10 protein-coding genes and 3 pseudogenes are annotated in these 12,841 nt (G+C 57.7%); 10 read left to right on the plus strand and 3 right to left on the minus strand.

Features of this window, described 5'->3' with window-relative positions; translation table 11 throughout:
* The 3 genes and pseudogenes from FXB40_RS49475 to FXB40_RS32185 all read left to right on the plus strand — a co-directional run.
* On the plus strand, positions 1-175 hold a 175-nt coding region (locus tag FXB40_RS49475; RefSeq protein WP_246208098.1), incomplete at its 5' end, for an ATP-binding protein.
* A 130-nt stretch (positions 176-305) separates the two neighbouring features.
* A pseudogene (locus FXB40_RS49480) lies at positions 306-484 on the plus strand (tyrosine-type recombinase/integrase); the annotation flags it as partial.
* Positions 485-821: 337 nt separating this feature from the next.
* Positions 822-1,139 (plus strand): annotated as a pseudogene (locus tag FXB40_RS32185) (IS5/IS1182 family transposase); the annotation flags it as partial.
* A gap of 195 nt (positions 1,140-1,334) precedes the next feature.
* Here FXB40_RS32185 and FXB40_RS32190 read toward each other — a convergent pair.
* Complete coding sequence (locus FXB40_RS32190; RefSeq protein ID WP_148776135.1) at positions 1,335-1,547, minus strand: helix-turn-helix domain-containing protein; 213 nt, start codon at positions 1,545-1,547, stop codon at positions 1,335-1,337.
* A 263-nt stretch (positions 1,548-1,810) separates the two neighbouring features.
* Here FXB40_RS32190 and FXB40_RS32195 point away from each other — a divergent pair.
* Positions 1,811-2,282, plus strand: a pseudogene (locus tag FXB40_RS32195) (transposase); the annotation flags it as partial.
* A gap of 163 nt (positions 2,283-2,445) precedes the next feature.
* Here the strand turns inward: FXB40_RS32195 and FXB40_RS32200 are convergent.
* Positions 2,446-3,144: a hypothetical protein gene (locus FXB40_RS32200; protein ID WP_148776136.1), complete on the minus strand. Its 699-nt coding sequence runs from the start codon at positions 3,142-3,144 to the stop codon at positions 2,446-2,448.
* A gap of 245 nt (positions 3,145-3,389) precedes the next feature.
* Here FXB40_RS32200 and FXB40_RS32205 point away from each other — a divergent pair, with 245 nt between their 5' ends.
* The 3 genes from FXB40_RS32205 (at position 3,390) to FXB40_RS32215 (ending at position 9,618) form a co-directional block, all read left to right on the plus strand.
* Positions 3,390-6,161, plus strand: coding sequence for an SIR2 family protein (locus FXB40_RS32205; RefSeq protein WP_210352198.1), 2,772 nt, complete (start codon positions 3,390-3,392; stop codon positions 6,159-6,161).
* Positions 6,151-7,653 carry an argonaute/piwi family protein gene (locus tag FXB40_RS32210; RefSeq protein ID WP_148776137.1) on the plus strand — a complete coding sequence of 501 codons (1,503 nt, stop codon included), beginning with the start codon at positions 6,151-6,153 and terminating at the stop codon, positions 7,651-7,653. Before FXB40_RS32205 ends, FXB40_RS32210 begins: the two co-directional genes overlap by 11 nt.
* A 366-nt stretch (positions 7,654-8,019) precedes the next feature.
* Positions 8,020-9,618, plus strand: a complete 1,599-nt coding sequence (locus FXB40_RS32215) for a trypsin-like peptidase domain-containing protein (RefSeq protein WP_148776138.1) — start codon at positions 8,020-8,022, stop codon at positions 9,616-9,618.
* Between the two features lies 1 nt (position 9,619).
* Here FXB40_RS32215 and FXB40_RS32220 read toward each other — a convergent pair whose 3' ends face one another.
* The gene (locus tag FXB40_RS32220) at positions 9,620-10,399 is read right to left on the minus strand and encodes a hypothetical protein (protein ID WP_148776140.1); all 780 of its coding nucleotides are present in this window, start codon (positions 10,397-10,399) and stop codon (positions 9,620-9,622) included.
* A 250-nt stretch (positions 10,400-10,649) separates the two neighbouring features.
* Between FXB40_RS32220 and FXB40_RS32225 the strand changes: the two genes are divergently transcribed.
* Genes FXB40_RS32225 through FXB40_RS32235 form a run of 3 tightly spaced genes read left to right on the plus strand, consistent with a single transcriptional unit; the run spans position 10,650 to position 12,810 of the window.
* Positions 10,650-11,066, plus strand: coding sequence for a DUF6088 family protein (locus FXB40_RS32225; protein WP_148776141.1), 417 nt, complete (start codon positions 10,650-10,652; stop codon positions 11,064-11,066).
* Complete coding sequence (locus FXB40_RS32230) at positions 11,056-11,982, plus strand: nucleotidyl transferase AbiEii/AbiGii toxin family protein (RefSeq protein ID WP_246208089.1); 927 nt, start codon at positions 11,056-11,058, stop codon at positions 11,980-11,982. Before FXB40_RS32225 ends, FXB40_RS32230 begins: the two co-directional genes overlap by 11 nt.
* A 6-nt stretch (positions 11,983-11,988) precedes the next feature.
* Positions 11,989-12,810, plus strand: a complete 822-nt coding sequence (locus FXB40_RS32235) for a hypothetical protein (RefSeq protein ID WP_148776145.1) — start codon at positions 11,989-11,991, stop codon at positions 12,808-12,810.
* Positions 12,811-12,841 lie beyond the last annotated feature (31 nt).

Here is a 12,841-nt window from a genome sequence, read left to right on the forward strand (position 1 = left end):
CTCTGACGTGTTCGGTGACCCCGCCATGACGCTCGCCGCCATCGATCGTCTCGTTCACCACGCCACCATCGTTGAGATGAACGTCGAGAGCTATCGCAGACGCACCGCGCTCGACCGAAAACGCGGTCCGGGACGGCCGACCTCGCACGCGACACCCAAAACCGTCGCTGATTGACGCTCCGCGACAATCAGAGTTCAACAAAACTCTTGCGCGCGACAATCTGCGCGGCAATCATTACTTCGCCGCGACACTGACTCGCCATCCAGTTTGCCGCGCCTTCCCATCCAGATCGACGCGCTACAGTGGTCCCTACCAGACGTCCTTGACCGAACGTCAAGTCATCAATTGGAAGCCAGCAATGTCGGCGCTGCGGCTCGGGCTTAAGGATCAAGCCGATAGCGGCGCAGGGGACCTGACGCGACGGCAGATTATGGCTGAGGTCGACAGATCGCCAAGACCGGCAAGCGTGGGACGGCCTCAGATCGCGGCATCGTTCCATACTGCTGCGAAGAAAGAGTGCCAACCGAGTTGCCCAGGCGATCAAAAGCAGGAATCCATCAGGTGAACAAGCTGGGAGCCCGCCGTATAAAAGGCTTCCTGCGCTACACGAAACCGCCGGCGTTCAACGGCAGTGACCGGCAACGGCAAATCGTTCTCCGCGATCTGCCCCAATACGTACGAAGCCTAAACACTGCCAAACACTGTGCCTGGTGCGATTCCGCGGCCGTTATAGGCACTGAAACCGATGACGTTGCGATCCAGCTTGTGAAGCCGAGGCAAGTTGTCCGACCCAACAAGGCGGCCCTCGCCGGAGGGAGACCTTGCAACCGTCATCCCAGAGATGGAAGCGCTGATCGGCAACACTATCGAGCGCGCTCTCCTCGACAAGGGCTATTGCTGCCACAGCGCCCCGCCCGATTACAAGTTCAGGGTGTTCATCTCAGGACAGAAGCGGCGGGTGACGCCACAGACCAAGCGCGAGCTGCGACGGCGCTCCGCCATCGAGCCGGTCATCGGCCACCTCAAACCCGAGCACCGCATCGGCCGCAACTAACGCCAAGGTGACACCATCAACGCCGTTCTCGCCGCCGTCGGCGATAGCTTCCGCCGCCTAATCTGCTGGCTCAGGCTCTTGTTGTGGCAAATCATCGGCACCCTCGCGAAATCCACGGTCAATCAGCCTGCCAATCAGGATTCTTCACGGCCGACTAACTATACCGCTGGGCTCACAACGGGCCGCTACTTTCGGCAGATGCGGATTCCATCTCATGGAGTAGTCATAGCACCGGATGTTATACGTGCCGCCGGCACAAGTTGACAGCAGCAGCACTCCCTAGTCCAAAAGCTTGAGGCGGCGCGCCGTGATAGCAGCTTGGATTCGGCTGGACACTTCCAGCTTTCGCATGACGGTCTTGATGTGAAAATCGACGGTGTTCCGGCTGATTCTTAATATCATCCCTATTTCCCAAGATGATTTGCCCTCCTCTACCCACCGCAAGCACTGCTTTTGCCGTGCGGACAGCTTAACGACTTGCCCGTCGATCATGTGTTGCTCCTGGAGTGACTGGAACGCGATCAGCAAATGCCGTACCACGCGACGGAGATCGCAAACTCTCCTGCCAACACAAGTCTTGGAGCACCAATCAGCTGCCGATCCAACTGCAGAACCATCGGCTGTTGAAGCGATTGCGACATACGTCGTAAACGCGACAGCATGGTTGAGAGCCGGCTCCGCAAATTTGAACAGGTCGGTAAGTGGAGTTTCTGCCTGACAGCGGGCACGCTGGTGCCTGCGAATCAGGAGCGTCGATGAGCAGACGAGCACGCCGGAACCACACACCGGCTTTCAAGGCGAAGGTGGCGCTTGCCGGCCGTCAAGGGCGACCGGACGATAGCTCAGCTGGCCGAGCAGTTTGACGTCCATCCCAATCAGATCACGGCGTGGAAGGCTCAGCTGGAGGGCGGAGCTTCCGGAGTTTTTGGACTTGGCAGCGCTGCGCCGGCCGTGCCTGCGATCGACGTGAAGTCGCTGCACGCCAAAATCGGGGAGCTGACGCTGGAGAACGATTTTTTAGAAGGAGCGCTCACCAAGGCGGGATTGCTGAGCGCAAAGCGATGATCGACAGCGGAAGTTTTGCAGATCAGCCGCGGCAGCGTTTATTACCTGCCGCGGCCGGTGCCGGACGCCGATCTCGCGATCATGCGGCGTCTCGACCGGCTGCATCTGGAGTTTCCCTTCGCCGGTTCGCGCATGCTGAGAGGCCTCGCGGCAGTTCCAGGTCACGCTCGTTCAACGCTCCGCCCTTTTTGTCGCGAGCGCCGGCGACCATTTCCAGAAGGTCGCGATAGAGCTCCCAAAATTCTTCGTCGCTCTTGATCCGCTTTTCTCCTTCAATCAGCGAGGCCCAGCGCGCACTTTTCAATGCGGGTGGCGACCGTCGAATCTAGACCGCCGCCCGCCCGTTGCCAAAATTGCGGGCGACAAGCCGCGGATAGATTAGCTGGCCAAAAAGAATGCGAAGTGGCTCTACAAGCCATCCTTCGGCGTAAGGAGCGCTGAGGCTTGCAGAGCTTTCAGCGGTTACCAGTAGCGTGCTGTGGTCTTGCTCATACTTGAAAAGAATATCGGACCCTAGAACTCGCATTCGATATTCGCGAGCCGTGTTCGCAGCAAGCGGCAAACTGCGAACGAATCGTGCCATCGAGATGGTCATAGGATCCCCAATACGTAATGGGAATATGAGCTCCGTGCCGGCACCTTGGGATACGGTTTCCCCTTCTACGTCGGTGACGAGCGCCTCAAGGTCCCCGGCAAACCTCCAATTTCCGTCTGAGGGGTGCACACTCGGCGTCGTCCATCCGCCTGACCAATTCACGCCATCGGCGTCGGTCCCAAACAAACGAAGACGAGCGAGTGGTTCATAGGGTCTTTCGCGGTATCGGTTGCATGTAGCGAGAGCATAGCCAATGTCTTTTGGTTGGCCATCAAGGTGAAAGGCGAAGCCGTTGAGCCCCTCCATTTCGATTTCGCCCGTGCCGACGACAACGGGAGGATCGTGATCCCCACCAATCAGCTCCAGCTTCGGGAACGAGATCTTTCGTCCGCCTGTCGCAAAGGCGCGCCATCCATCAAGTGTCTGCACGACCTTCCCCTCTTGCCCTGCTCGCCTCGCCAGCCGTTGGCCGTGCGGTCGAATCGATATAATTTCGTGTAGAATCAGGTATTTAACGAAGATAATCCGGGCTATGCTCAGTTACTTCCTCTGCTGTGCATAGCGCGAACAACCCCACTAATGGTTGCGGCTCGCTGGGATGTAAGCAAGCGAATCACCTTAAATGTCGCATATCGATCCACAGGCCGCGGCATCAACGGCAGCAAGGGTAGAGTGTGCCGGACGAACCAATATTTCAGACATCAACGCCAGGTCATATCCGATCGCTGCTGCTTGACGGGTCGAGCCCCGTACTCCTGCTGGGCGCCGGGGCGTCGGTCGCGTCGGGGATTCCGGCTGCCGGGCCTACGGCCGAAAAGGCTGCGCGTTGGGCATGGTGTAGAGAGGCTGGGCGCTCGCCGGAGGATATACGGATTCAACGCTCCGACTATTGGCCTTGGCTTTGCCGCCAGTCCTGGTTTTCGGAGCACGATCCGCTCGCCGATCAATATCCCAAGATTATTGAAAAGCTCTTTGGAGTCCGCAAGCAACGACGAGACTTCTTCGAGCGCTTGATCTCACCAGGCGTGGCTCCGAAGATCGGCTATCGAGCGCTGGTACGCATTCTCAACGAGGGATGGATCAACACTATCCTGACGACCAACTTCGATCATTGCATCGAGGACGCGAAAGTCCTCGAGAATAAGCCGCACTTCCTGGTTTCGATCAAGACGCCCGATGATCTGGTCAGATTCAACGCCTCATCGCCCGATCCCCAACTCGTCTATCTGCACGGGTCTGTTGAACACTACTCGGACAAAAACCTCGACCACGAGGTGAACGAACTGGACGCGCCGATCGTCCAGAGATTGGTTCCGCTGCTTCGCGATCACCCGCTGATTGTCGTGGGATATCGGGGCAACGAGCCTTCGGTAATGAGGGGCCTTCTGCTTGAGCAGATCACTGCAACAAACACCTTTGCGCAAGGGGTGTATTGGTGTGTTCGCGAAACCGATCTGCAGCAGCCGCTTTCACCCTTGGTCAAGGAACTCGCAGCCGCAATAGGCACCAATTTTCAGATCATACCCATCGCGGGCTTCGACGAATTGCTTCAATACGACCTATGGGATCGGTTGCGCTCCGAAGGCGCGCTGCCGATACGGCGCAGCCACGCCTACCGCCAGGCCGATTTGCCCTCTGATATGCGAGCGCTCGAATGGGCGGACGCCGACGATCTCGACGACAAGATGTTGCGTGAGCGCTTGACGCAATATGCCAAACGCCTCGGCCTGACCGCCCCTGAAAATCCCGATCGCGCATGGCTCAGAGAAGAAGCCAGGGTCCGTAATCTTCTCACAACTGTCGGCAACGATCTGCGTCCGACGCTCGCGGGGTGGCTCTTATTTGCACCTTCGCCCGAACGTGGAACCCCTCACGCCACTGTGGAGTTCTCTGCCCGCGGACCCATTCATTGGATCACGCGGTGCTTCGGCGATGACGCCGCCACTGGCACGCCCGACAAAGATGGGTTCATTTCTGTTGAGCGGGATATCTCCGGAAATCTCTGGTCGCAGCTGAACTCACTCACCGACCTGCTTGCTCTCATTAACGTATCCTTTCGCCTAAAAGAGGAGATCTCCAGGACCGCCTATCCTTACGACAGTCTCGCGCTCAAGGAGGTCGTGGTGAACGCGCTTGTCCACCGCGACTACGATCGCAAGGCACCAGTCAGAATTGAGGTGACGCCGAGCGAAATACGGGTATCGAGCCCTGGCGGTATCATCGCCGAAGTCGCCGCCCAGATGGCCGGCAAGACACTTGAGGCAGTCGTCAGGAGCGGTAGTCGGGGCATCAAGGGCTACCGCAATCCAGTCATCACCGACCTGTTCTATGGCGGCGGGCAAATGGATCGTTCGGGTTCAGGCCTTGGCGACGTTTGGTCACTCACTTTGAACAACAACGGCGAAGTTCATTTCGGGCCCGACGGTGACAACGAGAATTTTGTCGTCACTATCCACGCGCGGCCGGAAGCGGTGGATGAGGTCACCAATACCGCCGTGCCCGTTGTTGCGGATACGATACGCTATACAACTAACCTTCTCCCGATCGAGGAAATGCCGGTCAAGATCTGGCACGCAGCCACCAGTGCCAGCGCTGCATGGCGGCTCAAGAAAGAGGCCGCCGGTTTGGCCGTGCCACCTGGCCATGTCCATGATGGTCGTTTCTTTACGCTCTATGATCTGGAGAAAATCACGCGCGATCTCGTGTCGCCCTTCGAGGAAGGGGAAGTCGAGGCGCTCACGCCTCGCGAGCTGCTTGATCAACCGAACGGGGAAAATATCCTACTAAAGCTCATGAACGAGGCGTTTTTCGAACATCTGCGCAAACTCGGACTCGCGATCGACTACAAACGCCGCCGAGCTTATTTTCCGAAAGAGGAGCGAGGCGAGCGCAAGATCACCTACCAGGGTCGGGTCAAGCGAGCGACACGCACCGTTGTGAAGGCTCGTGTTCGCCGTGGTACGGATGACGTTCTCTACTACGAGCACAAAGCGTTTGGCTTTACGGTCATGCCGTTTGGATCTGACTGGGCCGTCCTCCTGACTCCTGGTTATGCCTTCACCCGTGACGGGGTCGGGAAGCCAATCGGGCGTGAGAAGATCAACATATTGTCCACGCGTCGGGCTGCTCGCGATTTTAATCCGACCGTGCACCATGATGTCACGTTCTGGGCGTCCATCCTTTCCGACGATGCGGAGGGAGTCTTTGCCCTTACTTTTGAAGGTGAGAACGATCTTTCCAGCTATGCTCCGACGATATTGCTGTCCCGAAGTCAGCCGACCGTTGCATTCAGTTCGACAGCCTTCAATGAAACCGACGAACTCGAAAGCGGAATAGAAGCTGATCTCGAGAGCCTGGACGATGAGCTGAGCGCACTTGCGGAGGAAGAGGCGGAGGAGGATCGCGATCGAGAAGACGGCGAGCGAGAAGACGAAAATGACCATTAGGCTCGCTGTTCGGGAACTTAGGCCGCCGCAACTCCAGTTCGGTGGCGCGGTGACAACCTCCGATCCGAAGATCGGCCTTGATCTCGCTGGGCCGTTCGACCTGCGGTTTGGCGCGGCCCGTCAGACCCAAGTCAAGGTCGGCATCATTGGTCCGCGCCAACTCGTCGATCAAACACGCCGCTGGCTTGAGCGGTGCCGCTCGCCTGTGCCAGTGCTTGGTACACCTACGTTGTTACAGAAGCCGTTTCCAGGCTTCGCAAAGACGTTTCACATGTCGCTCGTCGATTCCGACGGATGGACGGTACATCTCGACAGCGAGCGCCGCGATCCGCTTGAGGAGGCCCTCGATGACGATGACCTCTTCAGGAGTTTTCAGAAGGTTGTCGATCTATACAGTGATGCCCATGCCCGTCTCGCAAAGCGGGACACCAACCGGCCCGATGTGGTCATTATTTGCATCCCCGAAAATGTCCTCAAAAAGGTTCGCTCGGTAGAACGCGACTTGACGCTCGAGGAGAAGAAGAAGGCAAAAGCGATCGCAAAATCGCGCGAAGTCAGACAAATGGATATGTTCGACATGTTGCAAGACGTCGAACAAACCGAAGAGGATTTCCTGAAACGCGATCTTCGGCACGCCCTGAAGGCTCGCGCGATGGCAAACAAGTTGCCGATTCAGATTGTAACTGAGCGGCTATTGGTTGACGGCCCCCACAACGAGGACCCGGCAACCCGCGCATGGAATTTCACCGTTGGACTTTACTACAAGGCAGGCAATGTGCCTTGGCGGCTGCCTACCGATGGGCCTGAGACCTGTTTCGTCGGCATCAGCTTTCATCATTTTCGAACGACGCAACGCCATGTTGTCCAGTCGACTCTCGCTCAAGCGTTTTCGAGCGAGGGGGAGGGCTTTGCCATCCGGGGGCAGGGCGTGCCAGCGGATGCCGATCAGCGACGAAATCTTCATTTGTCGGAAGATCAAGCTTTCAATCTCTGCAAGAACGTTCTTGTTGAATATGAAAAGCGAACTGGCGGTGCACCCCTGCGCATGGTCGTGCACAAAACGACCTTCTTCGACCAGGCCGAGCAGAAAGGGTTCTCGGAGGCGCTGCGGGACATTCCTATCGTTGAAATGGTGACGCTTGTGCCCAGTGCGTTTAGGCTGATCCGGTTTGGCGCTTACCCGCCGAAGGTCGGCACGCTATGTTCTGTCAACGACGCCCGAAGCTATCTTTTTACGTCGGGCTACATGCCTGAACTCGGAACATATCCTGGGCCACATGTCCCCCAACCCTTCGAGATCCGTCGTATCGGCGATGGAGATCATATTTCGGCGGCACAAGACGTTCTGAATCTAACTCGGATGAACTGGAACACGGCCGATATTCGGGGCAAGTGGCCAGTGACACTTTCCTTCGCTCGTCGCGTTGGCGGCATTCTGGATGAATACGGCGAGGAGGGCGAACCGGTCACATCGTTCCGCTATTTCGTTTGAAACGAGGTGATGATCAGGCTGCCAATTGTCAGCACGATCCAAACGCCTGTCGGGTTCTTGCAACAGGAAACCAGCATATTTCGCAAGCGTATTGGTTCGGTCGCCGTCCCGCGTTGGAGTAACGATCGACACCTCGTCGACGAAAAGAAGCCTCCCTGAGCCATCCGACAGAAACGACGCAAATATGTATGTGTATTTTCGTGATTGGCGTGTGGCGTTCCCGGAACGCACTGCTATTAATGAAATTACGAGGTCTCCCCTCGCATACGCGCTGTCGTAACTGCGGCGTAAGAGCGAAAGTCTAATCAAGGATCGTGCGCGCCACGTTGCTCGCTGAATGCCTGGCGTGATTGGAAGGGAGACCTCGTGCCTAGCCTCGCATCATTCTTCGTCACTCCGATCCGGATCACCATTCCGAAGGAGCTCACGAGCGAAGCCGAACTGCTGAAGTTCCTTTCCATATCGACAGCCGAACTCAAGAAGATCTGGTGGTTTCGCGGCCGGATGTATCAGAAATTCGAGATTTCGAAGGGCGAAGGAAAGAAGCGTGTCATAAGCGCGCCGGATCGTCGGCTGAAGATGCTGCAGACCAAGATCGCGTCCTCGCTCGCGCCGATATACAGACCAAGGAATCCCGTTCACGGCTTCGTGGACGGTCGTTCGGTCAAGACGAACGCTACGGCTCATCTCCGAAGCAAGTTCGTGATGAACTTGGATATCGAAAGCTTCTTTTCAGCCATTACGGAGGGACGTGTCGCCGGCCTGATGAGCGCGCTCGGCATCGACGGTCGAGTCGCTGAGATCCTGGCGCGGGTCTGCTGCAACGAAGGTGTTCTGCCGCAGGGCGCGCCCAGCAGCCCCATAATCTCCAACATGATCTGCTTCCGGATGGACAAGGAATTGCAGACGATCGCGAAGGAGAGCCGCTGCATCTACACCAGGTATGCCGACGATATCACGTTCTCCAGCTACCAGCCGTTGACGTTGATGTTCGAAGGACCTCCGCCGCCGGCCGGAAATTTCTCGCCCGATCTGCTCAAGGATGGGCTTCGCGGAGCATTCCGGTCCAACGGTTTCGCGATCAATCCGCAGAAGGTCCACTACGCCGACAAGTATTCGCGCCGAACGGTGACCGGCCTGAAGATCAACGAACTCGTCAACGTCGACCGAAAATTCGTGCGAAACCTTCGCGCAGCGTTATTCGTCGCCGAAAAGCAGGGCGTTGCGGTCGCTCAGAAGATTCTCAAGGACAAGTACGGTCGCGAAGCGCCCCTCGCATCGCATCTTCGCGGAAGGCTATCCTGGGTAGGACATATCAAAGGACCTTCGGATCCGATCTTTCGCGGTCTGGCCTCGCGCTACAACAAGCTCTTCCCTTCCGAGAAACTCGAAATTCAGCCTACGTTTCTCGAGATCAGGGATCGCGCCGTGTGGGTGGTAGAGCATTGGGGGGACGACAATATCGAAGATAGCGCGCAGGGCACGGCGTTCTTTCTAAGGTCTGTGGGTCTTGTTACCGCGTGGCACAACGTCGCAAAGGCGGCGGAAATCGAAGTGTATCACCCAAGCAAGCCTTCCAATAAATTCAAGGCGAGCGTCTTCAAGTATGATGCTGATCGCGATTTGGCGATCTTGTCGCACGATATCCCTTCCACCGAATATTACGAGCTTGAGATATCGAAACGAATGTTCAAGATCGGCGACGCCATGATGGCGGTCGGATTTCCAGGCTTCGGTCCAGGTGACAAGATAAACGTCCGGCCTGGATCAATAAGCTCTTTGCCCACGAAGAGCGCGGTGCCGATGATTGAGGTGACACAAAAGCTTGCGCAAGGTATGTCCGGCGGCCCGCTGCTCGATGAGGACGGCTTGGTCGCCGGTGTCAACTACAAGGGAGGGCCGAGCGAGGCTAGGGATTTTGCCGTGCACGTCAGCGCCCTGGTCGATTGGCTGAGCAAGTCGTAAGCTATGCTGCTCGCTGGCCATCTCGGACGTCTTGCAATCGATCGAACGCGTTGCGTATGGCAAGCGATAGATTGATTCTAACGAGCGCGACCGCGGCCTCCCGGCCACTCAGATATTCCAGTTCGAGTCGCCGCATCTTGTCCCTGGATTTCGGGTCCATTTCAAAATCCATCGTAGGGACCTCGGAGTATATCGGAACGACGGTTGCTGAGTTGCCACGCCCGACGATTCGGTATTCCGGAGCGGCGGGCAGACCGTCTCCCGTAGCCGACGAGTGCGTCGCGACGCCGAGAGCATGGAAGCTGGTCAGCACATAGGTACGGTCGGCGATCTCGATGATGCAATCGCCGATGATGGGCACGGCGCGTCGATAGACCCCGGACCTGTTTCTCAGGAGATGGTGGATCCAGAAGTCCCGTTCGATGGGAACATCGCGCGGTGTCTCGCCCCAAGGCGTCCCGCCGGCGGGATTCAAGGTCCTGCTGCGCACGAAGGTCATCAGGTTCGACGGAAGCCTTCCGCGGCTCGCGACATACGAATCCGTGAACGCGGCGGCCAAGCGGGCGGCCACGAGGAGTTCGAAGCCTGCCAATTGCAATGCTCCAATCAAGGCGGTCTGAGCCATCGCGTCGCCAAGATAAAGCCTGCTTCCAGATTGCCCGTCGGCACCGTTATCGAACGGTGGCGGTGCCAAGCCCTCGTCGCCGAGGAGACCGAAATTGCGCGGCGTCAGGTCGGCCGCAACAGCGATCTCCCGGGAGGTGAAGACGTCGTTAGCCAAGGTGCGAGGCCGCGCCATAGAAACATCCAGTTACTGATAGTTTTAACTTACGGTAACTGTGAATTTAGTCAAGCGGTGTCGGCTGCGCTCGATAGCATTAAGTTTTGTGGCCTGGATTCGTAAGTTGCCATCACGAGCAGAAGCATGAAAATTTAATTGTCATGTATCTTATTGAAATAGATAACTTATTACTTGATATATGTCGGGTTTCTGCTTATATGGTTATCGGGTTTTGCAAGAGGAGGCCGGCATGCCTCGCAAGCTGACCGTACGTCAGAAAATCGAACAACGGATTGCCCACAAGAAGGGCGAAGACGCTTTTCTCCCGCGCGAGTTCAAGACGCTCGGCGGCGAGGATCAGGTGCTGCGCGCCCTTCGTTCGCTGGTCGCCGATGGCCAGCTCGTGCGTCTGGGTTACGGCGTTTATGGCCGAGCGACGCGATCACGCCTGAGCGGCAAGCCGATGCTTCACAGTGCCGAAGGCTTTTCCGGTGTCGCGCGCCAAGCGCTCGACAAGCTCGGCGTCAAATGGGAGGCAACCGTAGCGGAACGCGCCTACAATGAAGGCCGTTCGACACAGGTTCCAGTCAACCCGGTTGTCCGCGTCAAGGGACGCTTCTCCCGGCATCTGCGGTACCGCGACGCGGAGCTTGTGCTTGAGCGCTAAGCCAACTCTCGAAGAGTTACTTGAAGTTCAGGAGCATTTCGGCCTACCAAGCCCGGCGCTCGTCGAGAAGGATTGGCATGTCGTTAAAGCTCTGGCAGCGGTCACGTCTGTCGATCCGGGCGAGTTTCGCCTCGTGTTCGGTGGCGGCACCGCGTTAAGCCGAGCCTATAAGCTCACCAAGCGAATGTCGGAAGACGTCGATCTCAAAATCGTTTGCAACACCAATCCGTCACGCGGTGCGCTTCGCAGGTTGCGCACAGATATTACCTATGCACTCCTTGCGGCGGGCTTTGAATTTGAGCCCGACGACGAGAGGTATCGGGTATCCATGTACAAGGGCCACTACACCAAATACATGTTGCCCTACAAGGCGCTCGCCCAAGGCAAGGGCTTGCGCCCCGACGTGCAACTCGAGACGTCCGTGTGGCCACTTCGCCGTGATGCGGTCGATAAGCCCGTGATCTCCTTCGTGGAAGAGGCCTACGGACGCGCACCAGAGGTGCAGAGCATAGCCTGCTCCTCCGTTCTTGAGACCGCGGCCGAAAAATTGGTCGCACTAACCTGGCGGGCCGGCTCGGAGCTGGCAGGTCTGCGCGAAGAGCGCGATCCGACGTTGGTGCGGCACATCTACGACCTGCATATGACGCGCGACCAATATGATGTGGCGGAAACTGCTGCCCTGGCTCATGAGGTGATGAAGGCGGATGCCGAAACCCGCGGAGCCAGATTCCCTGCGTGGAAGAACGACCCGCTCGGCGAAACGCTGCGGGCCATCGAGGGCATCCCGAAGGACAAGGTGTTTGTGGACGGCTACTCAGACTTCCAACGCGACATGGTCTATGGCGACAAACCGGATTTCACCACCGCAATGACCTCGCTGACGGCACTTGCCGATCAGCTTAAAAAGCTGAAGTGAGCTGTCGTGGGTACCGTGCCGTTTACCCGTCCTACCATCATTGCGGCCGTTAGCTTTCTAAGCGACCGTCTCGGTCAGGCCTCGTTCAATCACATGGTGCTCCGGCTCCGGCTCGGGCTCGAAAGCGATATTCCTTCGGAAACGACGATCAGTGTTGCGAAAAAGGCCGATCGATTGGGTCGCATCGCCGTGCAGCGCACGGACGAACGAGTCGAAACGCTTGAAGGTACCTTAGGCTTGGCCGAGGCGGTCATCCGAGAGGCTGTTCAGTTGATGCGCCGCGAGCCGAACGCAGAATCCGAGATCGCATTTGGCCGGGGATTGGCGCGCGACGGTTACACCGTCTCATTCGACGACGACGGTCGCCCGAATTTGCGTGCGGCATTGCCGGAAGAGCTCGGCTTGCCTGCCGTGGATGACGAAGTGCACCAGCTGCTCAAACACTTCCGCTTCACTGAAGCGCTCGGTCACTTCGACCAGGGCATCGAGGCGCACGCGCGAGGCGATTGGGCGGCGGCAAATGCCCAGTTTCGTACGTTCCTTGAGGGGCTTTTCGACGCCATCGCCAGGCATTGCGAGGGCGACGCGAAGACCGCAAGCCTGACCTCCGAGAACCGCCGCCGCGTGCTCGCTGATATTGGCTTTCTATCGGAAACGCGCAACGAATGGACGCAAGACGGCAAGAACTATATCAACGGGCTGTTCAAGATGCTCCACACGGAGGGTTCGCATCCGGGCCTGTCGGATGAGGACCACAGCACCTTTCGTCTTCACGTTGTGCTCGTAACGGCACGGACCTTTCTGCGCCGTCTGTTCTATCAGAAGTGAAGCGTACTGTGCTCGGCTACGGCCCGATCAG

Source organism: Bradyrhizobium rifense (assembly GCF_008123425.1).
Lineage (GTDB): Bacteria > Pseudomonadota > Alphaproteobacteria > Rhizobiales > Xanthobacteraceae > Bradyrhizobium > Bradyrhizobium rifense.

Coding starts and splice junctions, on each gene's coding strand:
- FXB40_RS32225 (WP_148776141.1), top strand. CDS start 10,650: ATGCCTCGCAAGCTGACCGTACGTCAGAAAATCGAACAACGGATTGCC.
- FXB40_RS32190 (WP_148776135.1), bottom strand. CDS start 1,547: ATGATCGACGGGCAAGTCGTTAAGCTGTCCGCACGGCAAAAGCAGTGC.
- FXB40_RS32210 (WP_148776137.1), top strand. CDS start 6,151: ATGACCATTAGGCTCGCTGTTCGGGAACTTAGGCCGCCGCAACTCCAG.